The 23,300-nt window shown below is 73.4% G+C and carries 20 protein-coding genes; 9 read left to right on the forward strand and 11 right to left on the reverse strand.

Features of this window, described 5'->3' with window-relative positions:
* Window positions 1-173 precede the first annotated feature (173 nt).
* Genes ACQEVB_RS25525 through ACQEVB_RS25535 form a run of 3 tightly spaced genes read right to left on the reverse strand, consistent with a single transcriptional unit; the run spans window position 174 to window position 3,007 of the window.
* Window positions 174-1,724 carry a LapA family protein gene (locus ACQEVB_RS25525; RefSeq protein ID WP_432975951.1) on the reverse strand — a complete coding sequence of 517 codons (1,551 nt, stop codon included), beginning with the start codon at window positions 1,722-1,724 and terminating at the stop codon, window positions 174-176.
* A gap of 39 nt (window positions 1,725-1,763) precedes the next feature.
* Window positions 1,764-1,889: a hypothetical protein gene (locus tag ACQEVB_RS25530; RefSeq protein WP_432975954.1), complete on the reverse strand. Its 126-nt coding sequence runs from the start codon at window positions 1,887-1,889 to the stop codon at window positions 1,764-1,766.
* Between the two features lie 11 nt (window positions 1,890-1,900).
* Window positions 1,901-3,007: an OmpA family protein gene (locus tag ACQEVB_RS25535; protein WP_432975957.1), complete on the reverse strand. Its 1,107-nt coding sequence runs from the start codon at window positions 3,005-3,007 to the stop codon at window positions 1,901-1,903.
* 289 nt (window positions 3,008-3,296) lie between these two features.
* Between ACQEVB_RS25535 and ACQEVB_RS25540 the strand changes: the two genes are divergently transcribed.
* Both ACQEVB_RS25540 and ACQEVB_RS25545 read left to right on the forward strand, forming a co-directional pair.
* A complete protein-coding gene (locus tag ACQEVB_RS25540) occupies window positions 3,297-4,058 on the forward strand; it encodes an SDR family oxidoreductase (RefSeq protein WP_432975960.1) in 762 nt (253 codons plus the stop codon).
* Window positions 4,059-4,082: 24 nt separating this feature from the next.
* Complete coding sequence (locus tag ACQEVB_RS25545; RefSeq protein WP_432975963.1) at window positions 4,083-5,357, forward strand: DUF4032 domain-containing protein; 1,275 nt, start codon at window positions 4,083-4,085, stop codon at window positions 5,355-5,357.
* Here ACQEVB_RS25545 and cydD read toward each other — a convergent pair.
* From cydD to ACQEVB_RS25570, 5 genes are all read right to left on the reverse strand, one after another.
* On the reverse strand, window positions 5,252-8,713 hold the full coding sequence (cydD, locus tag ACQEVB_RS25550) for a thiol reductant ABC exporter subunit CydD (RefSeq protein WP_432975966.1): 3,462 nt from the start codon (window positions 8,711-8,713) through the stop codon (window positions 5,252-5,254). The genes ACQEVB_RS25545 and cydD overlap by 106 nt on opposite strands.
* Entirely contained in the window at window positions 8,713-9,675 is a 963-nt protein-coding gene (gene cydB, locus ACQEVB_RS25555) for a cytochrome d ubiquinol oxidase subunit II (protein WP_432975969.1), read from the reverse strand. Before cydB ends, cydD begins: the two co-directional genes overlap by 1 nt.
* Window positions 9,676-9,684: 9 nt before the next feature.
* Window positions 9,685-11,076, reverse strand: coding sequence for a cytochrome ubiquinol oxidase subunit I (locus tag ACQEVB_RS25560; protein ID WP_432975972.1), 1,392 nt, complete (start codon window positions 11,074-11,076; stop codon window positions 9,685-9,687).
* A gap of 64 nt (window positions 11,077-11,140) precedes the next feature.
* Complete coding sequence (locus tag ACQEVB_RS25565; protein WP_432975975.1) at window positions 11,141-11,818, reverse strand: anti-sigma factor family protein; 678 nt, start codon at window positions 11,816-11,818, stop codon at window positions 11,141-11,143.
* Window positions 11,815-12,342: a sigma-70 family RNA polymerase sigma factor gene (locus ACQEVB_RS25570; RefSeq protein WP_432975978.1), complete on the reverse strand. Its 528-nt coding sequence runs from the start codon at window positions 12,340-12,342 to the stop codon at window positions 11,815-11,817. Before ACQEVB_RS25570 ends, ACQEVB_RS25565 begins: the two co-directional genes overlap by 4 nt.
* A 168-nt stretch (window positions 12,343-12,510) precedes the next feature.
* On the opposite strand from ACQEVB_RS25570, the gene ACQEVB_RS25575 reads away from it, so the two are divergent.
* Window positions 12,511-12,924 (forward strand): Rieske (2Fe-2S) protein, encoded by a 414-nt coding sequence (locus ACQEVB_RS25575; protein ID WP_432975981.1) that lies wholly within the window; start codon window positions 12,511-12,513, stop codon window positions 12,922-12,924.
* Here the strand turns inward: ACQEVB_RS25575 and ACQEVB_RS25580 are convergent.
* From ACQEVB_RS25580 to ACQEVB_RS25590, 3 genes are read right to left on the reverse strand one after another with little or no spacing between them, the layout of a single operon-like run.
* Window positions 12,911-13,606 (reverse strand): class I SAM-dependent methyltransferase, encoded by a 696-nt coding sequence (locus ACQEVB_RS25580; RefSeq protein WP_432975984.1) that lies wholly within the window; start codon window positions 13,604-13,606, stop codon window positions 12,911-12,913. The genes ACQEVB_RS25575 and ACQEVB_RS25580 overlap by 14 nt on opposite strands.
* Entirely contained in the window at window positions 13,587-14,825 is a 1,239-nt protein-coding gene (locus ACQEVB_RS25585; protein ID WP_432975987.1) for an MFS transporter, read from the reverse strand. Before ACQEVB_RS25585 ends, ACQEVB_RS25580 begins: the two co-directional genes overlap by 20 nt.
* Window positions 14,822-15,229: a cupin domain-containing protein gene (locus ACQEVB_RS25590; RefSeq protein ID WP_432975990.1), complete on the reverse strand. Its 408-nt coding sequence runs from the start codon at window positions 15,227-15,229 to the stop codon at window positions 14,822-14,824. The genes ACQEVB_RS25585 and ACQEVB_RS25590 overlap by 4 nt, the downstream gene beginning before the upstream one ends.
* Before the next feature lie 62 nt (window positions 15,230-15,291).
* On the opposite strand from ACQEVB_RS25590, the gene ACQEVB_RS25595 reads away from it, so the two are divergent.
* From ACQEVB_RS25595 to ACQEVB_RS25620, 6 genes are all read left to right on the forward strand, one after another.
* The gene (locus ACQEVB_RS25595; protein ID WP_432975993.1) at window positions 15,292-15,954 is read left to right on the forward strand and encodes a TetR/AcrR family transcriptional regulator; all 663 of its coding nucleotides are present in this window, start codon (window positions 15,292-15,294) and stop codon (window positions 15,952-15,954) included.
* Window positions 15,955-16,056: 102 nt separating this feature from the next.
* Window positions 16,057-17,964 carry a methylmalonyl-CoA mutase family protein gene (locus ACQEVB_RS25600; RefSeq protein WP_432975996.1) on the forward strand — a complete coding sequence of 636 codons (1,908 nt, stop codon included), beginning with the start codon at window positions 16,057-16,059 and terminating at the stop codon, window positions 17,962-17,964.
* A complete protein-coding gene (gene scpA / locus ACQEVB_RS25605; protein ID WP_432975999.1) occupies window positions 17,961-20,171 on the forward strand; it encodes a methylmalonyl-CoA mutase in 2,211 nt (736 codons plus the stop codon). Before ACQEVB_RS25600 ends, scpA begins: the two co-directional genes overlap by 4 nt.
* Window positions 20,155-21,138, forward strand: a complete 984-nt coding sequence (gene meaB / locus ACQEVB_RS25610; protein ID WP_432976002.1) for a methylmalonyl Co-A mutase-associated GTPase MeaB — start codon at window positions 20,155-20,157, stop codon at window positions 21,136-21,138. Before scpA ends, meaB begins: the two co-directional genes overlap by 17 nt.
* A gap of 102 nt (window positions 21,139-21,240) precedes the next feature.
* On the forward strand, window positions 21,241-22,581 hold the full coding sequence (locus tag ACQEVB_RS25615; protein WP_432976005.1) for an MFS transporter: 1,341 nt from the start codon (window positions 21,241-21,243) through the stop codon (window positions 22,579-22,581).
* Window positions 22,582-22,640: 59 nt separating this feature from the next.
* The gene (locus tag ACQEVB_RS25620) at window positions 22,641-23,300 is read left to right on the forward strand and encodes a response regulator transcription factor (protein WP_432980567.1); all 660 of its coding nucleotides are present in this window, start codon (window positions 22,641-22,643) and stop codon (window positions 23,298-23,300) included.

The raw sequence follows: 23,300 nt of genomic DNA on the forward strand, positions 1-23,300 counted from the left end.
TGTCGTAAAGCCGTTGACGTAACGAATCAGCTACATGATCGGTCAAGTTGGTCACTCAGCGTGGTCAACGGACACGTTGGGTGTCCGCATCGTGGGATTCGGGCATTCTGAAGACCACATGCAAGAGCGGGCGCCACCACGTTGTGACGCCCGCCGATGCAGTCCGACCGGTGCTACGACTGGCCGGACGACGAACCCTCCGCCTCGGCGGGCGGAGTCGCCGCTGGAGTGGACGCAGCGCCCTGACGGCGCCGGAACCACGGGGCGAAGCCGGCCGCCTCCGCGGACTCGGTCGACGTGAACCACGCCTCCGCCCGGGTGCGGCTGTAGTAGGGCGACTCGGGGGAGTGGTACAGCATCGAGTCCGCGTTGCCCTTGATCGTGTACTCCGGGCCGGGCGCGGAACCGTCTGGGTTCGCCCGTGCCGAGCCTGGGCCGTAGGGGGCGTCGGCCGCCGGCGCAGCTGCCGACGAACCGGTGCCGGCCGCGGCGAGGCCGGCGACGCCGAGCGCGCCTGCCCCGGCCGCGGCCGCAGCGCCGCTGCTCTGGCCGTCGTCCGACGCCGGAGCGTCTGCCGCCGCTTCGGGCTCGGCCGGTCCGTCGCCGGCATCCGGTTCGTCGGAGCCGGGTGCCGGCGCGGGCACCACCGCCGTCTCGTCCGCAGCGGCGGCCGCCGGCTCGGCGACCGGGATCGCGGTGGTGGCGTCCGTGCTGCTGCTGTCGCTGCTCTCTGCCGGCGCGGCGTCGGTGCCGTGGTCGGTGGGCAGCGCGTCGGTCGGGGTGTCGGTCACGGTCGGCAGGGCATCGGTGGCGCTGTCGACGTCCTCGACGACGGGGATGGCGGTGGTGTCGGCCTCCGAACCGTCCTCGGGGGCCGGGTCGGACTCCTGCTGTTCGGACGAGCCGGCCGCGCCCAGGCCCACCGCGCCGATCGCGGCAGCCGCGCCGGCCCCGACGTGCCCGTTGGTGTCCGCGACCGCCGACCCCACCGGGCCGGGCTCCTCCGCGGGGGCCTCGTCGGGTTCGAGTTCGTCGTCGACGGCCGGTTCGTCGGGCTCGAGCTCTTCCTCGACGGCCGGTTCGTCGGGTTCCAGTTCGTCCTCGACGGCGGGCTCGTCCGGCTCGAGCTCCTCCTCGACCGGCGCGCTGTCGTCCGCGCTGTCGTCCGCGCTGTTGTCCGCGCTGTCGTCCGCACGTTCCGCGGCGGTGGCGCCGACGCCGGCCGCAGCGAGCCCGGCGAGGCCGGCCGCTGCACCGGCCGTCGGGAACACCGACGTGGGCGCGTCGCCCTGGGCGGGCACCACGGGGATTTCCGTGGTCGGGTCGGAGCTGCCGGCGACCGGGATGTGCGTGGTCGGTTCCGGCGGGACCGGAAGGCCGCTGCGCCCCTTGTCGAGGGTGGCGAGGGCGGAGTCGACGGCCGGGATCTGCTCCGTGGCCGCGTCGTCGACGTCGGGGGTGGTGCCGGCGTCGACCTTCGCCGTGGCATCCGCGTCGCCGGCCGCCACGGCAGCAGCGCCACCGGCGGCTGCGGCGGCCACCGCGGCCTTGCCACCGCCGACCACCGACGTCGGCTCGTCGACCGCCCGGCGCGTACCGCCACCGGCCTCCAGCCGGCGCAACCGGCGCTGCGCCGGCAGCACGAACAGCAACCACGCCAGCAGCACGCCGACGGCGAATGCGATCAGGTACCAGATCCAGGTCTGACCGAAGAGCCACGACACGGGAGGGTCCTCCAGGGATGCGGTGTGCGAGTAGTTCGGTCAGCTCTGCTCGAGCAGGTCGGCGGCGCGCTTGATCGGACGGGCCCAGAACAGGTATCCGGCGGCCAGCCCGAGCAGGAACGCGACGAGGATCAGGACCCAGACCTGCGTGAAGAGATAGAGCACGGCGTTCTCCCTCAGACGACGGTGATCTCGACGCGGCGGGCGGCCGCGGTTTGGGCCGGGGACGAGCCCTCGCCGAGCCCGCGGGCCGTGATCCGGTCGGCCGGCACGCCGCCGGCGACCAGCGCGTCCCGGACGGTGGCCGCGCGTGCGTCCGACAGCTGCTGCGCGGTGAGCCGGCCGTCGCCGGGACCGGCGGCGACGTAGCCGTCGATCTGGATGCGGGCGCCGGGGGCGGACTTGAGCAGGTCCAGAACCTTCGCGACCGTGGCGCCGCCCTGCGGGGTGAGCTGCGGGCTGTTCGGGCCGAAGCTGATCGGCGACGTGGCCAGCAGCTGGGCGAGCCGGCCCTGGAGCTGCTGCTTGGCGGCGGCGTCGAGATCCCCGGACGGCGCGGGTGCCGGGGCCGGAGCCGGGGCGGGGCTGACGGCGGTGCCGCCGGCGGTCGTGAGCTGGTTGTCGACGGCGAGCCCGGGCAGTGCCGCCGCCACCCGCTGCGCGACTGCGTCCTTGGTGGCCTGGTCCGGCACGGCGCCTGAGATGGTCAGCCCTCGTCCCGACACCGAGACCGTGACCTCGCCGTTCGCGCCCGCGAGCGCGCCCGCGACGGCGGTGACGGACTGCGGGGTGACACCATCGGGGAGGGCGCCGCCGGTCTGCACGGTGAGCTGGTCCTCGATGGACCGCCCGCCGGCCTGGGCCGCCGCGGCCGACACGAGCTGCTTGCGCTCGTCCTCGCTGCCGACCGCGCCGCTGAGGACGATCGAGTCGCCCGTCTCCTTCAACCCGAACGGGACGGCGCCGGCCCCGCCGCCGGCTTCGGTGAACGTGGCGATGCGGACGCCGGTGGCGCCCTCGACGGTGCTCTGCGCCTTCTCCCGCAGGGCGGCCGGAACGCCGCTGATGACGGCGTCGCGGCCGGAGAACGCGACGCGCCCGGCGGGGATGCCGGCTGCGGCGAGGGCCTCGGTGGCGCGCTGGCCCAGCTGCGCCTCGATCTGCGGGCGCGGCCAGGCCAGGGTGATGCCGGCCAGTGCGGTCGGGACGATCAGCGCCGCCGCGCCGAGGGGGAGCCAGGCGGGCTTGCGGGAGGCGGGACGGTCGCCGGGGGACTCACTCACAGGGCCCTCGCATGTCGGAGTGCGGTGCGGACGGGCGCCACGGTGCGGGCGGGCTGACCGGCACCGCATGATCACTAACCGTGACTGCTGGAACAGTTGCCCATGCAGATCACGGGACGGTGACAGCTCGGACACGGGTTGTCATGTCGCCGCAGCTCATCGACCAGCGGCGCGCTGCGTCGGACGGGCGGAGAGCGTGCTCCGAACGGCCGGTCGTCCCGATCTGGCGTCCGCCCGGCGCAGCAGCGAGACTCAAGCCGGAGCACGAGATCGTCCAGAAGGAGAGCAGATGACCGACAACGCCGCTCGCGTCGCGATCGTGACCGGGGCCGCACGAGGGATCGGCGCGGCGACCGCGCTGCGCCTGGCGGCGGACGGGCACGCCGTGGCCGTCCTGGACCTGCAGGAGGAGGCCGGGAAGGAGACGGTGGCGGCCATCGAGGCGGCCGGAGGTCGGGCGCTCGCGGTCGGCGCGGACGTCGGTGACGAGGCGGCCGCCGCCGGTGCGGTGGAGCGGGTCGCCGCCGAGCTGGGCGCGCCGACGATCCTGGTGAACAACGCCGGCGTCACCCGCGACAACCTGCTGTTCAAGATGGACGTGTCCGACTGGGACACCGTGATGGGCGTGCACCTGCGCGGTTCGTTCCTCATGAGCCGCGCCGTGCAGCAGCACATGGTCGCGGCGAAGTGGGGCCGCATCGTGAACATCTCCAGCACGTCGGCGCTGGGCAACCGCGGCCAGGTCAACTACTCCACGGCGAAGGCCGGCCTGCAGGGGTTCACGAAGACCCTCGCCATCGAGCTGGGCAAGTTCGGGATCACCGCCAACTGCGTCGCGCCCGGGTTCATCGTCAGCGACATGACGAAGGCGACCGCAGAGCGCATCGGGCAGGACTGGGACACCTACGTCGAGGCCAGGGCGAAGGCCATCCCGGTGGCGCGGGCCGGGGTGCCGGAGGACATCGCCAACGCCGTCTCGTTCTTCACCGACGAGCGGGCCGGGTTCGTGTCCGGGCAGGTCATCTACGTGGCGGGCGGTCCGAAGGCCTGATCGGCCCACGGCGATAATCAGGGGGTGCGCTTCATCTTCCGACCTCCCGCGGGCGACGCCGCCGGCCTGCTGACGCTGCCGTGGCACGAGCCGCTGGAGGAGTGGAAGGACGATCGGCTGCTGGAGATGCCGCACCGCGGCATCTCCCGGCACGTCGTGCGGTTCGTCGAGGCCGACGGCCACATCTTCGCCCTGAAGGAGATCAACGAGCGGCTGGCCCGGCGGGAGTACCGGCTGCTGGGCCAGCTCGAGTCGATGGGCATGCCGGCGGTGGCGGTGCTGGGCATCGCCGTCGAGCGCGGCCAGCATCAGGGCCTGGAGCTCGACGCCATCCTCGTGACCCGGTTCCTCGACTTCTCGATGTCCTACCGCTACCTCTTCTCCAACCGGTACGCGTCGTTCCCCGAGGGCAAGCTCGTCGACGCGATGGTGGAGCTGCTGGTGCGGCTGCACCTGGCGGGGCTGCTCTGGGGTGACTGCTCGCTGTCCAACACGCTGTTCCGCCCGGACGCAGGGAGCATCGAGGCCTACCTGGTCGACGCCGAGACCGCCGAGCTGCACCCAACGCTCACCGACGGGCAGCGCGACTACGACATCCGCTACGCCGCGGAGCGCGTCGGGGGCGAGCTGCTGGACCTGCAGGCCGGCGGGTTGCTGCCCGAGCACGTCGACCCGATCGGGATCGCCATGGAGCTGCCGCAGCGCTACCACGCCCTGTGGGACGAGCTGACCCGCGAGGAGCCGATCGATCCCGGCGACCAGCGCTACCAGGTGACGAAGCGGGTCGAGCGGCTCAACGAGCTCGGCTTCGACGTCGACGAGCTGGAGCTGGTCACCGCGGAGGACGGGGCGCGGCTGCGGGTGCGCACCAAGGTCGGCGTGAGCGGGCACCACCGCGCGAAGCTGTTCGCGCTCACCGGGCTCGACGTCACCGAGGGGCAGGCCAGGCGGCTGCTCAACGACGTCGTGTCCTACCGCGGGCACCTCGAACGCAAGGAGGGCCGCGCCATCCCGGAGACGGTGGCGGCGCACCGGTGGCGGGCGGAGATCTTCGACAAGGTGCTCGGTCTGGTGCCGGAGGAGCTGGCCGGGCGGCTCGCGCCCGCCGAGATCTTCCACGAGGTGCTGGAGCACCGCTGGTTCCTGTCGGAGGCCGCCGGTCGGGGCGTGCGCACCACGACGGCGGCGCGTTCCTACGTGGAGAACGTGCTGCCCGGGCTGCCGGACACGCTCACCCCGGCTGCCACCGCGCAGACGGATTCGGGCGTGGATCCGCTGGGGGACGACGGCGCGGCGTAGCCGATCTCGACCACGTCGTCGAAGCGGTCCAGCACGGCCCGGTCGTGCGTGATGACCAGCAGCGACCGCTCCGCGGCCGCGTCGAGCAGGTCGTCGAGCAGGGCGTCGCGGGTGGCGGGGTCGAGGTGCGCGGTGGGCTCGTCCAACACAAGCACGGTTGCGTCGGTGAGCAGTGCCCTGGCCAGCGCGATGCGTTGGCGCATCCCGCCGGAGAGCCGCGTGCCGCCGATCCCGACGGGTGTCGCGAGGTCGAGATCGGCCAGCCGGACCCGCTCGAGCACAGCCCGCAGCTGCTCGTCGGTGGCCTCCGGTGCGGCGATGCGGAGGTTGTCGGCGACGGTGCCGGTGAACAGGTGCGGATCCTGCGGCATGCCGCTGAGGATGCGCCGGACGGCATCAGGTGGCAGGCTCCGCATGTCGGTGCCGTCAACGTGGACGGTGCCGGCGTCCGGGTCGCGGAAGCGGAACAGCACCGCGGCGAGCGTGCTCTTGCCGGCGCCGCTGGGCCCCACCACCGCGATGCGCCGGCCGGGCGGCAGGTCGAGGTCGAGACCGTCCAGCACCCACGGCTCGTCGGCGGCGTAGCGCACGCGCAGGCCACGGATCCGCAGGCCGGCTCCGGGTTCCTGCGGCGCCGGCCGGACCTGCACCGACGGCGGGGTGTCGAGCACGGCGAACAGCCGGACGGCTGCGGCCCGCACGGCGGCCAGACGGGCGGCCGCGGCCGGCAGCGGGGCGACGACCTCGAACGCGGCCAGCACGGTCAGGCCGAGCACCGCGAGCGGGACGGTGCCGAGCTGCGCGGTGACGCCGTCGAGCAGCACCGCCCACAAGGTCAGGCCGGCGACGACTGTCGAGGCGCCGGCGCCCAACCCGAGGATCCGGGCCTCGCGGCCGGCGTCGGCCAGCAACCGCTGGTCGGCATCGACGACGCGGGCGAGCGCGGCTGGCATGGCGCCGTGGACGTGCAGGTCGGGGGCGCCGCGCAGGGAGTCCACGAGGGTGGTGGCGAGCTCCGCGCGTGCCGCGGTGCGCCGGCGGCCGGGCCCGCGACCGGCCAGCGCTGCCGCAGCCGGGACGGCGAGGCCTGCGAGGGTCAGTCCGGCGGCGAGCAGGAGCGCACCGGTCGGGTGCAGCACCGCTGCGAGCGTGACGGCCCCCGCCCCGGCCAGCAGGGCCGCGAGCGGCGGGGCGAGACCGCGGACCAGCAGGTCCTGCGTGGCGTCGACGTCGCCGACGAAACGGTTGACCAGGTCGCCGGAGCGGAACCGGTGGATCGGCTCGGTGACGGCGATCCGCTCGAACACCCGCGCCCGCAGGCCGGCGAGCGTGCGCAGCGCGGCGTCGTGGGTGACGAGGCGCTCGGCGTAGCGCGTCAGCCCCCGGGTGACGCCGAGCGCGCGGGTGGCGACGACGGCGATCGACAGCGCCGTCAGGGGCGGGTGCTGGGCGGCGGTGGCGAGCAGCCAGGCGGCGACGGCGATGAGCGCGATGCCGGATCCGGACGCCGCGGCTCCGGCCAGCACACCCAGGCCGAAGCGCCCGGCGCGGGGGCGGGCGAAGCGGATCAGCCGCCAGAGCCCACCGCCCCGCTCGGTGCCGGCCTCGACGGGCTCGGGTGGTGGGGGAGCGGGGGCGGAGGGGCGTTGATCATGGGCAAAACGTTGCTCGTGGAGATCAATTGACGACGTTTTGCCCATGATCAACGCCACCGAGCCCGCCACCGAGCCCGCCACCGAGCCCGCCGTCGCCCACTGCTCGTCGTGCGTCACGATCAAGGTGGTGCGGCCCCGCGCCAGCTCGGCCACCGCGCCGCGGACCAGCGCGGCCGAGGCGGGGTCCAGGTGCGCGGTGGGCTCGTCGAGCAGCAGGATCGGCGCGTCCCGCAGGAACGCCCTGGCCAGGGCGATGCGCTGGCGCTGACCGGCCGAGAGCCGGGTGCCGCGCTCGCCGAGCCGCGTGACGTACCCGTCGGGCAGGGCCGCGATCTCGTCGTGGACGGCGGCACGCCGCGCCGCCTGCTCCACGGCGGCGTCGGACGCTCCTGGCATGCCGAGACGGATGTTGTCGGCCACCGACGCGTCGAACAGGTACGGGTGCTGCGGCACCCAGGCGATGTGCCGCCGCCACTCGTCGACGGGCACGTCGGCGAGGTCGACGCCGCCGACCGTGATCCGCCCGGCGGTGGGGTCGCGGAAGCGCAGCAGGAGCGCGAGCAGGCTGGTCTTGCCGGCACCGCTCGGCCCGGTGACGACGGTCGTCGAGCCGGGCGCGAGCCGCAGGTCCAGGTCCTCCAGGACGGGCCGGTCGAACGCCAGCCCGACCCCGTGGAAGGCGATCTCCGCGGTCGGGTCCACGCCGGCCGGCCGCACCGGGGCCGGCCGGTCGCCGCCCGGCCCGTCGAGCACGGCGAAGGCCTTCTGCGCGGCTGTGACGCCTTCGATGCTCGCGTGGAACCGCGCACCCACCTCGCGCAGCGGCAGGTACGCCTCCGGGGCGAGGACCAGCACGAACAGCGCGGTGGTGAGGTCGAGCTGCCCGTAGAGCAGCCGCAGACCGATCTCGACGGCGACGAGCGCCACCGACAGGGTCGCCGCGAGCTCCAGCACCAGCGCGGACAGGAAAGCCACCTTCAACGTCGCCGTGGTGGCGATGCGGTGCTGCTCCGCGGCTTCCCGGACGAGCCCGGCGGTGGCCTTCGCCCGCCGGAACACGGCCAGCGTGGGCAGCCCCTGCACGGCGTCGAGGAACTGGCCGCCGAGCCGCTGCAGCAGCGCCCACTGCTTCTCCGTGCGGGCCTGCGTGTGCCAGCCGATCAACGCCATGAACAGCGGGATCAGCGGCAGCGACAGCGCCACGACCAGCGCCGACAAGCCGTCGGTCGCGGCGAGCGCGACGAGCACCGCACCCGGCACGAGCACGGCGAGGACGAGCTGCGGCAGGTAGCGGGCGACGTAGTCGTGCAGCCCGTCGAGGCCGTGGCCGGCGAGGGTGGCGAGCTCGCCCGGATCGGCGTCGGTCGGGTCGACCGCAGAGCCGGTGACGTGCACGACGACACGTCGCCGCAGGTCGGACACCACCCGGGCGGCGCTGCGCAGCGCGGCGGTCTCCGCGCCGGCTGCGAGCACCGCCCGGGCCACCGCGATGCCGGCGACCGCCGCGACCGCGGTGCCGGCATCGAGGTCGGGAAGATCGATCCCGAAGAGGTGGAGCGACCCGCCGCCGAGCAGGTCGGCCAGCACCCAGGCCTGCGTGAGCACCAGCCCGGCGAGCGCGACCCCCGCGGCCACCGACAGCGCCAGGTGCACCCGCACCGGACGGGTGGTGGCGACCAGCCGGGGGTCGAGCGGGCGCATCAGACGCTCGCTGGCTCGCGGGTGATCCGCTTGCGGAACACCCAGTACGTCCACGACTGGTAGCCGAGGACGATCGGCACCAGGACCAGCCCGATCACGTTGAGCACGCCGAGCGTGTACGGGCCGGCGACGGCATCGGCGACGGTGAGGTCGTCGCCCGTCGTCGAGGTGATCAGCACCGGGTACCGCGACGCGACGAGCAGGGCGGCGAGCCCGACCACGGCGACGGCGGTGGCGAGGAACGCCCACCCGTCCCGGCCGAGCGCGACGGCCAGCCCGGCGATCGCGGCGACCACGGGCAGTGCCCACGCGACCGGTCCGAACGGCACGGCCAGCGCGGCGAGCGCAGCGGCCGCGAGCGGAGCCGCCCACCGGACGGCGTGCCGGGCGCGGTCGCGCACCGGCCCATGGGTCTTCAGGGCGAGGAAGGTCGCGCCGTGCAGGACGCACAGCGCCACGGTCGCGAGCCCGCCGAGCAGCGGCCCGGGGGTGAGCAGCGCGAGCGCGCCGCCGCGCACGACCCCGTCGGCTCCCAGCGGGACGCCGGTCAGGGTGGCGGTGAACAGCGCTCCCCAGACGAACGGCGGGACCACGCTGCCCGCGACGATCGCGGCCTCGCAGCGTCGGCGCCACGCCGGGTCGTCGTGCTTGCCGCGGTAGTGCAGCGCCACCCCGCGCCCGATCAGCGCCAGCAGCACCAGCACCACGGGCAGGTAGAAGCCCGAGAACGTGGCCGCGTACCAGGGCGGGAACACCGCGAACGTGACGCCGACGGCCGTCACCAGCCACACCTCGTTGCCGTCCCAGACGGGGCCGATGGTGGCCAGTGCGTCGCTGCGGCCCTGCTCGTCGCGGCCGACGAGCGGGGTGAGGATGCCGACGCCGAAGTCGAAGCCCTCCAACAGGAGGTAGCCGGCCCAGAGGACGGCGACGGCGGCGAACCAGACGGTCGGGAGGTCCATCGCGGGCTCCTAGTAGCTCACTGCGGGGGCGGGGGTCGCGGCCTCGGGGTCGACGGGGGCCGGTGCGGGGCCGGCCTTGACGTAGCGCCACAGGATCCGGCCCTCGACGACGGCGAGCGCCGCGTAGACGGCGGTGAAGGCGGCGAGGGAGAACGCGACCTCGCCCAGCGAGACGCCCGGGGAGACGCTGGCCGCGGTGAGCAGCTCGCCGACCACCGTCCAGGGTTGGCGGCCCATCTCGGTGAGGATCCAGCCGCAGATGTTGGCGGCCAGCGCGGCGGGCAGGCCCAACATGGCCACCCGGTACGCCCACGGCGCGGGTTCCCGCCCCTTCCGCGTCAGGAACAGCCCGACGATCCCGACGCCGACGCCGGCGAGCCCGAGCCCCATCATCAGCCGGAACGCCCAGTACAGGACGGGCACGTTCGGGACGTAGTCGCCGGGGCCGAACTTCTGCTGGAACTCCGCCTGCAGGTTGTTGATGCCGCGGACCTCGCCGTCCATCGAGCCGGTGGCGAGGAAGCTCAGCACCGGCGTGACCGCGATGTCGATGACGTTGCGGCGCTCGGTGAGGTCGCCGATCGCGAAGAGCGAGAACCCGGCGTACTCCCCGGTCTCCCAGTGCGCCTCGGCTGCGGCCAGCTTCATCGGCTCGTACTCGTGCATGAGCTTGGCCTGGTGGTCGCCCGACCCGACGATGATCACCCCGGCGAGCGTGGTGACGACCAGGCCGGTGCGCAGGGTGGTGCGGAACAGCGGCCGGTCGGTGTCGGGGTGGCGCAGCAGCCGGTAGGCGCTCACCGCCACCACGAACAGCCCGGCGACCACGAACGACGCGGTCACGACGTGCACGTAGGTGGAGACCGCCTGCGGGTTGGTGAGCACGGCCGCGAGGTCGGTCATGCGGGCCCGCCCGCTCACCGGGTCGACCTCGAAGCCGACCGGGTGCCGCATCCACGCGTTCGCCGAGAGGATGAAGTAGGCCGACAGGTTCGAGCCGATCGCCGCGGCCCAGATCGTCGCGAGGTGGACGCGCCGGGGCAGCTTGTCCCACCCGAACATCCAGAGGCCGAGGAACGTGGCCTCCAGGAAGAACGCGAGCAGCGCCTCCAGTGCGAGCGGGGCGCCGAAGACGTCGCCGACGAACGTCGAGTAGCTGCTCCAGTTCATGCCGAACTGGAACTCCTGGACGACGCCGGTCACCACGCCCATGGCGGTGTTGACCAGGTAGAGGTTGCCGAAGAAGCGGGTGGCCCGCAGGAGGTCGGCGCGGCCGGTGACCTGCCACGCGGTCTGCAGCGACGCGACGATGACCGACAGGCCGATCGTCAGCGGCACGAACAGGAAGTGGTAGACGGTCGTGATCCCGAACTGCCACCGGGCCAAATCCAGCGCGTCCATTGCGTCGCCTCCGAACTTCTACGTCCCGTAGTAGTTCTACCGTACGTAGAAGCTCGATGGGTGATCAGGTGACCGCAGCCACGTACACCGTGCCGTCCGTGTCCTCGACGTTCACCGACCTGACGTCCTCCATGCGCACGTCGGCGGCCCCGTCGACGGTCACCCCGCCGCCCTCGCCGCGCGGACCGACCGTCCACGAGCCCGCCACCTCGCGGCTGCCGTCCTTGCGCACCACGATGAGCTTGCAGTGCTTGCCGCGGGGCACCCCGGAGACCGTGACGGCCAGCCGTACCCACTCCGCGGCGGGGGAGACCGTCGCCTTCATGCTCACGGCTCCCGATGCACCGTCGAGCACGCGCGTGCCGGCGGCCTGGATCGACGAGACGGTCGGTGGCGCGGTGACCCGCCCGATGAGGACGCCGCCGCCGATCGCGGCCGCGACCCCGATCACCGACGCGGCCGCCAGGGCGAGGACCCGGCGCCGTCCACGCTTCCCGACCTCGCCACGCACCTGACGCACGGTGCGGGCCAGCAGCAGGTCGCCGCCTTCGGGGGGACCGTCGAGCAGCATCTCCGGCGGCAGCTCCCCGAGCATCTGGGCCATCTCGCGCAGCTCCTCCTGCTCGCGCCGACACACGGCGCACCCGTCCAGGTGCCGGGCCACCGCGCCGGCCTGCGCCGCGTCGAGCAGACCCAGCGCGAACGCGCTCAGGTCGCCGGGCTCGGGGTGGGGCGCGGTCATGCCCGCACCCCCTCGCTGCTGCCGGCTTCGGCGAGGTGGTCGCGCAGCGCGCGCAGCGCGTAGTACGAGCGGGACTTCACGGTGCCGGGCGGGATGCCCAGCGCCGTCGCGGCCTCGGCGAGGCTGCGGCCGTGGAAGTACAGCTCCTGCAGAACGCCGCGGTGGTCGTCGGAGAGGGTGTCCATCGCCTTCAGCACCGTCACCGACGCGACGACGTGCTCGGCGTGGTCCCGCTCGACGGGTGCCACGGTCACGCCGTCCTGCTCGGCGGGCACCTCCTGCGGTCGCGCCGCCCGGGCGCGGACGCGGTCGGTGATGATGTTGCGGGCGACCGTGAGCAGCCAGCCGCGGGTCGAGCCCTTGCCGTTCGTCAGCACTTCGGGGTTGCGCCACGCCCGCACGATCGTCTCCTGCACGACGTCCTCCGCCGCAGCGCGATCCCCGGTGAGCCGGGTCGCGTAGGCCAGCAACGCCCGGCCGTGCTCCTGGTACACGGCGTGGACGAGCGCCTCGTCGGCGTGCACGTCCCACCTCCGTCCCGGGGCGCGGTTTCGTTCGGGTGTGCGGACCCTACGGCCTGTCGTGGGGTACACGTACGCGGACGCCGGACGGTTCACCTCACGGTGATCTGAACCGATCGGGTGTGAGATCCGGGTCGCGACCATCCCACCACGACGTCCCCGGGAGTGATCATGACGGGTGCGCCTGCCGCACCACCCACCAGGCGCGCCGTCCTCGTCGGCGCGTGCGCCGTGTGCGCGACCGGTGTCCTCGCCGCCTGCGCCGACGCCGCCGGGCAGCCGGCCGTCGCGACGCCGGGCACCGCGCTCGGCTCGACCGCCGACGTGCCGGTCGGCGGGGGACGCGTGCTGCCCGAGCAGGGCGTCGTGCTCGTGCAGCCCACCGCCGGCACGTTCGCGGCCTACTCGGCGCGGTGCACGCACGCGGGCTGCTCGGTCGGCAGCGTCGAGGACGGCGCGATCGTCTGCCCGTGCCACGGCAGCCGGTTCGCGATCGCCGACGGCGCGGTGCTGAAGGGTCCGGCCACCCGACCCCTGGAGAAGAAGCAGGTCACGGTGTCCGGCACCGCGATCACCCTCGCCTGAGCAGCACCGCCCACAGGAACGACTCGCCGAAGAGCGGCGAGTCCGGGGCCTGCGCCACCATCGGGCGCAGCGCGAGCTCCTCGTACCCCGCGAAGATCCACCGCAGATCCGCTGCCGTGAAGCCGATCCCGCCAGTCCGCCGGCCGGCCCGGTAGACCTCCACGTCGGGCACGGCGATCCCGCCCTCGGGGGTGAAGCAGGTCAGGCAGACCACGCCGCCCGGCGCGAGTACCCGATCGAGGAACTGCAGATGGTCGACGCGGCGGTGCGGCGGCAGGTGGTGGAAGCACCCGGAGTCGACGACCAGGTCGTACGGTCCGGGCAGGTCGGCGGTGAACGCGTCGCCGACCAGCCACCCGACGTCGAGTGCCGCCGCGGCGGCCTGCTCGCGCGCCCACGCGACGGCGGTGGCGGACAGGTCGACGGCATCGACCGCGAAGCCGGCAGCGGCCAGGTGCAGGGCGTTGCGTCCGGGTCCGCAGCCGAGGTCCAGTGCGCGTCCCGGCCGGACGACGCCCTGCTCGACGGCCGCCGCCAGGTGCTCGTCCGGCTTGTCGACGAAGAACGGCACCTGGCGGGATCGGTCGGCGTAGAACCGGTCCCACCAGTCGCCGCCAACCGGTGCAACCAGGGCGTCGAGCAGGGCGAAGACGCCGTCGAGGTCACGGATGCGCGGTTCCATGCGCGTGATCGTCACACCCGGCGGCGACCGGTTCCGGTGCGGCCGGCAGGCGGCTGACCGCGGCGATCGCCGAGGCTGCCACCAGCACTCCCGTGCCGAGGACGAACGGGGCGAGCGGCGCGATCCCGTAGAGGCCGGTGCCGACGAGCGGGCCGAGCACGAACGCGAGCGCGCTGCTCGCGCTGGCCAGCCCGGCGACGGCACCCTGCTCCTCCGGGGTGGCGAGGAGGGTCGGCGCGGCCATGACACCGGGCGTGGCGAAGCCCATGCCGGTGCCGAGCACGGCCGTGCCCACGCTCATCAGCAGCAGGGTCGGCGCCAGTCCGACGGCCACCATGCCGACGATCATCAAGGTCGTACCGACGAGCATGAGGCGGCTCGACGTCCAGCCGAGTCGCGGCACGACGGCCGCCTGCACGACCACGAGCATGCCGGCGGCGGCGAGCAGCATGAGACTCGTCACGGCGCCGGTCTCGTGGACGCCGACGTGCAGCCGGTCCTGCACGACGAACCCGACGATCATGAGGACGACGGCGAGCGCCAGGTAGAGGCCGAAACCGATCGCGAGGAACGGGCGGAACCGGCGGTCGAGGGCGCTGACCCGCACCGCCGGGCCCGGTGTGTGACGCGTCGGAGGCGCCGGCAGGCCGATCCGCACCAGCACGGCGATCGCCACCAGCACGACGGGAGCGGCGAAGACCGGCACCAGCAGCCCGCCGAGACTCAGCACCCCGCCGACCGCCGGGCCGACCGCCAGCGCCAGCCCCTGCGCCGCGCCGATGACGGCCATGCCGCGGACCCGTTCGGCCGGGCCGGTGGTGACGGCGGCGACGTAGGACTGCGCGGTCACCGGCGTGGCGGCCCAGGACAGCCCGAACGCGATGCCGCGGGTGAGCAGGACCAGCGCGAACAGCAACGGCACGGCCAGCGCGCCGGAGATGCCGACCGCGGCGACGACGGCGAACGCGAGCAGTCCCGCCGCGGCGCCGACGAGGGATGTCAGGAGCACCCGGCGGTGCCCCCACGTCGCTGCCCGGCGCCCCCAGAAGGAGCTGGTGACGACGACGCCGGCGCCGCTGACGGCCCACACGACGCCCAGCGCCAGCTCGCTGAACCCGAGCTCGCGGGTGAGCGGCGGCAGCACTGGATTGAGCATCTGCTGCCCGGCCATCAGGCCGAACACGGCGAGGCCCGCGATGCGGACGGGTCGGCCGCTCACGGCCGCGCTCCGACCGGTTCCGCACGTTCGTGCTGGGTGCCGGACCGCGGGGTGATGCTGATCAGGTCGGCGGGCTCGACGACGCTGAGCCGGTGCCAGGTGCCGGCCGGCACGACGTAGGCCGAGCCCGTGGTGAGGACGGCCGGCTCGGACCCGTCGCGCAGGTGCACCTGCAGGGTGCCGGCGAGCACGCAGAGCACCTCGCTGCCGTTCGGGTGGCGCTCCCACACGTCGGCGTGGACGGCCCGGTCGTCGTCGGCGTGGAAGGCCATGAGGGTCCAGAGACCGGAGTCGGTGCCCGTCAGGACGGCGCGGCGCTCGTCCGGGGTCGCGGGGTCGGCCGTGCCGTCGGCGCGGAGGCGGACGGGGGCGGTGAACAGGTCTATCGCCGAGTTTTCGAACATGTTCCGAAAATAGCACCTGGCCGGCCTGGTGTCATCGCGATCGGCGGCGGGAAGATGGGTGCATGCCCCGCACCGGTCGCCCGCCCGTGACGTCGCGCGCGGAGATCATGGGAGCCGCCCGGCGGATCGTGGACCGCGACGGGTGGGAGCGGCTGACCATCCGCGGCCTGGCCGCGGAGCTCGGCGTCGGCGCCACGACGCTCTACCACCACGTCCAGGACAAGCAGGACCTGCTCGTCCAGCTGCTCGGCCACTACGCCGACCAGATCCCGCAGCCGGAGCTGCCCGCCGACCCGCGCGGGCGGATCGTCGTCGCCGCCGAGGCCATGCACGCAGCGCTCACCGGCTGGCCGGAGGTCGTCGAGATCCTCACGGCCGACGACCTGATCGGACTGGCCGCGCTCGGCTGGGTCGACGCGATCGTCGGCGGCGCGATCGGCTGCGGCTGCACTCCCGAGCAGGCGGTCGAGCTCTACCGCAACATCTGGTACTTCACCGTCGGCGAGGTGCTGGTGCGGGCGCGCGCGGGTCGTCGTGCCGCGTCCGGGCGGCCGCGCTACCGCGACACCGTCTACGCGACGCTCGACGAGCAGCGGTTCCCGCACCTGGCGCCGATCGGGGACAGGTGGGCGGAGCTGGCCGCCCGGGACACCTACGCGCAGGGCCTGCGTGCGCTGGTCGACGGCCGGCTCGCCGCGCTGGGACACAGAACCAGTCAGGTGTGACGGGATCACCGTCACACCCGCGTGACCCGGTGCGGACGACCACCCGTCACTAGAATCCGACGCATTCCGCGCCACCGCGGCCGCGGTGGGTGGAGGACGCCGATGAACACCGGCAAGGTCGACGAAGCGGTGCTCGACGCCGCCGCGCCGGAGGACCCCGACGAGCTGGAGCTCGCTGGTGGGTTCCCCGTTCCGGAGCGGGACGAGTGGCTGAAGCTGGTCGACGCCGTGCTCGTGAAGGCGCGCCGCATCCCGGCCGACGCCGAGCCGGGCACCGGTTTCACGAAGCTCGTCCGCACCTCCCCGGACGGCATCGCGGTGCGCCCGCTGTACACCGCGGACGACGCCGTCGACCTGCCGCCGGCCGGGTCGCCGGGGGTGCGGCCGTTCGTGCGGGGTCGGCGCGGACCGCACGGCTGGGACGTGCGCCAGCGCCACGCCGGCACCGATCCGGCCGCCGTCCAGCAGGCGATCCTCGCCGACCTGGAGGGCGGAGCCACCTCGATCTGGCTGGCGGTGGTGGACGGCGGCGTCGAGGCCGCGGCCCTGCCGGCGGCGCTCGACGGGGTGCTGCTGGACCTCGCGGCGGTGGCGCTCGACCCGGGGGACGCGCCGGTCCCGGACGCGGTCGCGGCGGCGGAGGCGTTCCTCGACCTGGCCGCCCAGCGCGGCGTCGCCCCCGCCGAGCTGCTCGGACACCTCGGCCTCGACCCGCTCGGGCGGGCCGCGCGCACCGGGGAGGCCGCCGACCCTGGGCCCGCGGTGGCGCTCGCCGCTCGCGTCGCCACCGAGTACCCGCAGGTCACGGCGCTGTCGGTGGACGGGTTGCCGGTACACACGGCCGGTGGCTCCGACGCGCAGGAACTGGGCTACCTGATCTCGGCGGGCGTCGCGTACCTGCGCGCTCTGACGGCGGCCGACGTCGGGATCGACCGGGCCGCGCAGCTGCTGGAGCTGCGCGTCGCCGCCACGGCCGAGCAGTTCCCGACGATCGCGAAGCTGCGTGCCGCCCGCCGCCTGTGGGCGCGGGTGCTGGAGGCCAGCGGAGCGGACGCGACCACCACGTCGCCGCAGCACGCCGTCGTCTCGCCCACGATGTTGACCTGCCGCGACCCGTACGTGAACCTGCTGCGCGGCACGGTGGCCGCGTTCGCCGCCGGTGTCGGTGGCGCGGACGCCGTCACCGTCCCGCCGTTCGACGCGGCGCTCGGGCTGCCCACCCCGTTCTCCCGGCGGATCGCGCGCAACACCCAGTCGCTGCTGGTCGAGGAGTCGCACGTGGCGCGGGTGGTCGACCCTGGCGGTGGCTCCTGGTACGTGGAGTCGCTCACCGACGCGCTCGCCGAGACGGGCTGGGCCTTCTTCCAGGAGCTGGAGGCGGCCGGCGGGGCGGAGGCCGCGCTCACGAGCGGGCTGCTCGACGCCCGCATCGCCGACGTGCGGGCGGGGCGGCAGCAGGCCGTCGCCACCCGACGGGCCCCGATCACAGGGGTGAGCGAGTTCCCCGACCTCGCGGAGAAGCCGGTCGTGCGGGAGCCGCTCCCGGCCACGGCGCCGCGGGCCGGGCTGCCGCTCTACCGGCCGGCCGCGCCGTACGAGGAGCTGCGCGACCGTTCCGACGCGGTCCTCGCCGAGTCCGGGAGCCGTCCGCGCGCGTTCCTGGCCACCCTGGGCCCGCTCGCCGCCTACACCGCGCGGGCCGGCTTCACCCGCAACCTGCTGCAGGCCGGCGGGGTGGAGCCGGTGGAGGCCGGCCCGACCGACACCGTCGACCACGTCGTGGCCGCCTACCGCGAGGCCGGCACCCCGGTGGCGGTGCTCTGCTCCACCGACGACCTGTACGCCGAGCGCGGCGCGCAGACCGCGGCCGCGCTGCGCGACGCCGGCGCCTCCACGATCCTGCTGGCCGGCAAGGCCGCGATCGACGGGGTCGACGCGACATTCGCCGCCGGCGGCGACGCGCTGGCCACGCTCGGCACCGTCTGGACCGCGCTGGAGGGCACCCGATGATCCCCGACTTCACCCAGGTCCCGCTGCGCTCCGACGTGCCCCCGCCGGACGGGCCCGGCGTCGCCGCCGTGCCGTGGGAGTCGCCCGAGGGCATCGCGGTCAAGCCGCTCTACACGGCGTCCGACACTGCCGACCTGGACTTCCTCGCCACCTACCCGGGCATCGCGCCGTACCTGCGCGGCCCGTACCCGGCGATGTACGTGACCCAGCCCTGGACGATCCGCCAGTACGCCGGGTTCTCCACGGCCGCGGAGTCCAACGCGTTCTACCGGCGCAACCTCGCCGCAGGCCAGAAGGGGCTCTCGATCGCGTTCGACCTGGCCACGCACCGCGGGTACGACTCCGACCACCCGCGCGTCGCCGGCGACGTGGGCATGGCCGGGGTGGCGATCGACTCGATCCTCGACATGCGCCAGCTCTTCGACGGCATCCCCCTGGACCGGATGTCCGTGTCGATGACCATGAACGGCGCCGTGCTGCCCGTGCTCGCCCTCTACATCGTGGCGGCCGAGGAGCAGGGCGTGCCGCACGCGAAGCTCACCGGGACCATCCAGAACGACATCCTCAAGGAGTTCATGGTCCGCAACACCTACATCTACCCGCCGCAGCCGTCCATGCAGATCATCTCCGACATCTTCTCGTTCACCTCACGGGAGATGCCGAAGTTCAACTCGATCTCCATCTCCGGCTACCACATCCAGGAAGCCGGGGCCACCAACGACCTCGAGCTGGCCTACACGCTGGCAGACGGCGTGGAGTACCTGCGGGCCGGTATCGACGCAGGCCTGGACGTCGACGTGTTCGCACCGCGCCTCTCCTTCTTCTGGGCGATCGGCATGAACTTCTTCATGGAGGTCGCCAAGATGCGGGCCGCGCGCCTGCTGTGGGCGAAGCTCGTGAACGGCTTCGGCCCGAAGAACGCGAAGTCGCTGTCGCTGCGCACGCACTCGCAGACGTCGGGCTGGTCGCTGACCGCGCAGGACGTCTACAACAACGTCGTCCGCACCTGCGTGGAGGCGATGGCCGCCACGCAGGGCCACACGCAGAGCCTGCACACCAACGCCCTGGACGAGGCGCTGGCCCTGCCCACCGACTTCTCCGCGCGGATCGCCCGCAACACCCAGCTGCTGCTGCAGCAGGAGTCCGGCACCACCGACGTCATCGACCCGTGGGGCGGTTCGTACTACGTCGAGCGGCTCACGTACGACCTGGCGCGGCGCGCGTGGGCGCACATCGAGGAGGTCGAGGCGGCCGGCGGCATGGCGCAGGCCATCGACGCCGGCATCCCGAAGCTGCGCGTCGAGGAGGCTGCCGCGCGCACCCAGGCGCGCATCGACTCCGGCCGCCAGCCCGTCATCGGTGTGAACAAGTACGTGGTCACCGACGACGAGGAGATCGAGGTCCTCAAGGTCGACAACGCCGGGGTGCGCGCCCAGCAGCTGGAGAAGCTGCGTCGGCTGCGCGCCGAGCGCGACGACCGCGCCGTCGACGCGGCGCTGGCCGCCCTCACCAACGCCGCCGCGGCCATCGACGCCGGGGAGAAGCGGGGCGACGACGCGAACCTGCTCAAGCTGTCCGTCGACGCGGCCCGAGCACAAGCCACCGTCGGGGAGATCTCCGACGCGCTGGAGAAGGTGTTCTCGCGCCATTCGGGCCAGATCAGGATCATCTCCGGGGTGTACGGGAAGGAAGCCGGCAGCAGCCCGGCCATCGACCGCGCCCGCGAGCTCGTCGACGCGTTCGCCGAGGACGAGGGCCGCCAGCCGCGCATCCTCGTGGCGAAGATGGGTCAGGACGGGCACGACCGCGGCCAGAAGGTGATCGCCACGGCGTTCGCCGACCTCGGCTTCGACGTCGACGTCGGGCCGCTGTTCCAGACCCCCGGCGAGGTGGCACGGCAGGCCGTGGAAGCCGACGTGCACGTCGTCGGCGTCAACTCGCTGGCCGCGGGGCACCTGACGCTGGTGCCCGAGCTGCGCGACGAGCTGGCCAAGCTGGACCGCTCCGACATCATGGTCGTCGTCGGCGGCGTGATCCCGCCCGCCGACTACCCGGCGCTGTTCGACGCCGGCGCCGCGGCCGTGTTCGGGCCGGGCACGGTGATCGCGGAGGCCGCCGTGGATCTGCTGGAGAAGCTGATCGCGAGCTTGTCTCAACCCACCCCGTCTCCTTCGTCGACTGCCGTCCCCCGTGCCGCGGATTCCTGACGTCCCGGCGCTCGCGAAGGGTGTGCTCGACGGCTCCCGGACGACGCTGGCGCGCGCCATCACGCTGGTCGAGTCCACCCGGGCCGACCACCGCGCGGCCGCGCAGCAGCTGCTGCTGGAGCTGCTGCCGCACGCCGGTGGCGCGGCCAGGGTCGGGATCAGCGGCGTACCCGGGGTGGGGAAGTCGACGTTCATCGAGGCGCTCGGCACCCGGTTGACCGGCGCGGGGCACCGGGTGGCCGTGCTGGCCGTCGACCCGTCGTCGACGCGCACGCGAGGCTCGATCCTCGGCGACAAGACCCGGATGGGTCGGCTCGCGGCCGACGACAACGCGTTCGTCCGCCCGTCGCCGAGCGCGGGCACGCTCGGCGGGGTCGCGCGGGCCACCCGCGAGACGATCGTGCTGATGGAGGCCGCCGGCTACGACGTGGTGCTCGTCGAGACGGTCGGAGTGGGGCAGTCCGAGGTCGCCGTCGCGGCGATGGTGGACACGTTCCTGCTGCTCACGATCGCGCGCACCGGCGACTCCCTGCAGGGCATCAAGAAGGGCATCCTCGAGCTCGCCGACGTGCTGGCGGTCAACAAGGCCGACGGCGAGCACGAGAAGGACGCGAAGGCGGCCGCGCGCGAGCTGAAGGGTGCGCTGCGGATGCTCACGCCCAGCTCTGCGAACTGGACCCCGCCCGTGCTGCCGTGCAGCGCCCGCACCGGCGCCGGCCTCGACGACGTGTGGGACGCCGTGCAGCGCCACCGTGCCACCCTCGACGAGCACGGCGAGCTGGCCACCCGCCGCGCCGACCAGGAGGTGCAGTGGATGTGGGCGATGGTGCGGGACCAGCTGATGGACCGCCTGCGCACCGACCCGCAGGTCAGGCAGGCCGTGCCCGAGCTGGAGCAGGCGGTGCGCAGCGGCGCCCAGACCCCGGGCATGGCCGCGCGGTCGATCCTGGACCTGCTGGGGACCTGACATCCCTAAGCAGACGTAAAGAAGCGTCTCCCGCACTGTCGGGAACGGCTGATCGGCCTACCGTTGCCCGAGCCCTTCATCGTCGAAGCGGAGGACGGGAACTTGGCCGAGAAGACAGCCGCGGAGCAGAACCGGCGCGCCGTGCTGAACACCCTCAAGGGGTCGTCGGGAAACCTCGTCGAGTGGTACGACGTCTACATCTACACGGTGTTCCTCACCTACTTCGAGAAGCAGTTCTTCTCCGCCGAGGACACGAACTCCCTCGTCTACGGCTACGCCATCTTCGCGGTCACGTTCGTGATGCGGCCGGTCGGTTCCTGGTACTTCGGCCGCTACGCCGACCGGTACGGCCGGCGGGCCGCACTGACGTTCAGCGTCACGGTGATGGCCGCCTGCTCCTTCGTGATCGCGGTGACGCCGACCAGAGGCTCGATCGGCGTGGCCGCCGTCGTCATCCTGATCCTCTGCCGGCTCGTGCAGGGCTTCGCGACGGGTGGTGAGTACGGCACGTCGGCGACCTACATGTCGGAGGCTGCGACCAAGGAGAAGCGCGGCTTCTTCTCGTCGTTCCAGTACGTGACGCTGGTCGGCGGGCAGGTGCTCGCCACCCTGACACTGCTGCTGATGCTGGCGATCTTCTCCGAGGACCAGATCCGCGACTTCGGCTGGCGCATCCCGTTCTTCATCGGCGGGCTCGGTGCGCTGGTGGTGCTGTGGATGCGGCGCACGATGGACGAGTCGCTGTCGTCCGAGCAGCTCACCGAGGTGCAGGGCACCAAGCGCGCCGGGTCGCTCGCCACGCTGTTCACCGAGTACTGGAAGCCGCTGCTGCTGTGCTTCCTCATCACGATGGGCGGCACGATCGCCTTCTACACCTACAGCGTGAACGCGCCGGCGATCGTGAAGGCGACCTACAAGGACTCCGCGATCACCGCGACCTGGATCAACCTGGGCGCACTGGTGTTCCTCATGGTGCTGCAGCCGATCGGCGGGATGATCAGCGACCGGGTCGGGCGCAAACCGCTGCTGGTCTGGTTCGGCGTCGGCGGCGTGATCTACACGTACGTGCTGATCACGTTCCTGCCGCAGACCACGAACCCGGCGCTGACCCTCCTGCTGCTCGCCGGCGGCTTCATCATCCTCACCGGGTACACCTCGATCAACGCGCTGGTGAAGTCGGAGCTCTTCCCGTTCCACATCCGGGCCCTCGGGGTCGGACTGGGCTACGCGCTGGCGAACTCGGTCTTCGGCGGCACCGCGCCAGGGCTCTACGAGTTGCTGAAGAACGCGAAGCAGGTGCCGCTGTTCATCGGATACGTCACGGTGTGCATCGCCATCTCCCTGGTCGTCTACGTCTTCGCGTTGAAGAACAAGGCCGATTCGCCGCTCGACCTGGAGCGCGGCAGCGCGTTCGCCCGCGACGAGGGTGGCGCGCGCGTCTGAAGGCCGGCCGGCGGTCATCATGGGGGGCCGCCGGGCGGACGGAGGACGGGATGGACCGGGTGCGGGTCCTCGTGGTCGAGGACGACGACGGGGTGGCGCAGGCGATCGTCGCCGCCCTCTCGGACCACGGGTACCGCACCCGGACCGTCGGCCGCGCCGTCGACGTGTGGCAGCACGTCCATGACGTCGACCTGGTGCTGCTCGACCTCGGGCTGCCCGACGGCGACGGCCTGGAGGTGCTGCGCCGGATCCGCCGCATCGGCGGGCCCGGCGTGCTCGTACTGACCGCGCGGGGCACCGAGCGCGACATCGTCCGGGGGCTGCGCCTGGGAGCCGACGACTACCTGGTCAAGCCGGTCCGGCTGGGGGAGCTGCTGGCGCGGATCGAGGCGATCCGCCGGCGGCTGCCGGCACCGGGCGACAGCGAGGTCGCGGCCGTGCGGATCGGCCCGCTCACCGTGGACCCGGCCGCCCGGACGGCGACCGTCGACGCGGAGCTGCTCGACCTGACGTCCAAGGAGTTCGACATCCTCGCCGTGCTCGCCCGGCGGCCCGGCGCCGCCGTGAGCCGGCAGGAGGTGCTCGACGCGGTGTGGGGCGACGCGTACCTCGCCGTCTCGCGGTCCCTGGACGTGCACGTGGCCAACCTGCGCACGAAGCTCGGCACGCCCGGGCTGCTCACCACCATCCGCGGCTTCGGCTACCGGCTGGGCGGGTGA

This window comes from Pseudonocardia sp. CA-107938, assembly GCF_050936315.1.
Lineage (GTDB): Bacteria > Actinomycetota > Actinomycetes > Mycobacteriales > Pseudonocardiaceae > Pseudonocardia.

Excerpts from the sequence above, each read along its gene's own strand:
- ACQEVB_RS25540 (WP_432975960.1), top strand. The coding sequence starts at position 3,297 with ATGACCGACAACGCCGCTCGCGTCGCGATCGTGACCGGGGCCGCACGA.
- cydD (WP_432975966.1), bottom strand. The coding sequence starts at position 8,713 with ATGCGCCCGCTCGACCCCCGGCTGGTCGCCACCACCCGTCCGGTGCGG.
- cydB (WP_432975969.1), bottom strand. The coding sequence starts at position 9,675 with ATGGACCTCCCGACCGTCTGGTTCGCCGCCGTCGCCGTCCTCTGGGCC.
- ACQEVB_RS25560 (WP_432975972.1), bottom strand. The coding sequence starts at position 11,076 with ATGGACGCGCTGGATTTGGCCCGGTGGCAGTTCGGGATCACGACCGTC.
- ACQEVB_RS25565 (WP_432975975.1), bottom strand. The coding sequence starts at position 11,818 with ATGACCGCGCCCCACCCCGAGCCCGGCGACCTGAGCGCGTTCGCGCTG.
- ACQEVB_RS25575 (WP_432975981.1), top strand. The coding sequence starts at position 12,511 with ATGACGGGTGCGCCTGCCGCACCACCCACCAGGCGCGCCGTCCTCGTC.
- ACQEVB_RS25580 (WP_432975984.1), bottom strand. The coding sequence starts at position 13,606 with ATGGAACCGCGCATCCGTGACCTCGACGGCGTCTTCGCCCTGCTCGAC.
- ACQEVB_RS25590 (WP_432975990.1), bottom strand. The coding sequence starts at position 15,229 with ATGTTCGAAAACTCGGCGATAGACCTGTTCACCGCCCCCGTCCGCCTC.
- ACQEVB_RS25595 (WP_432975993.1), top strand. The coding sequence starts at position 15,292 with ATGCCCCGCACCGGTCGCCCGCCCGTGACGTCGCGCGCGGAGATCATG.
- ACQEVB_RS25600 (WP_432975996.1), top strand. The coding sequence starts at position 16,057 with ATGAACACCGGCAAGGTCGACGAAGCGGTGCTCGACGCCGCCGCGCCG.
- scpA (WP_432975999.1), top strand. The coding sequence starts at position 17,961 with ATGATCCCCGACTTCACCCAGGTCCCGCTGCGCTCCGACGTGCCCCCG.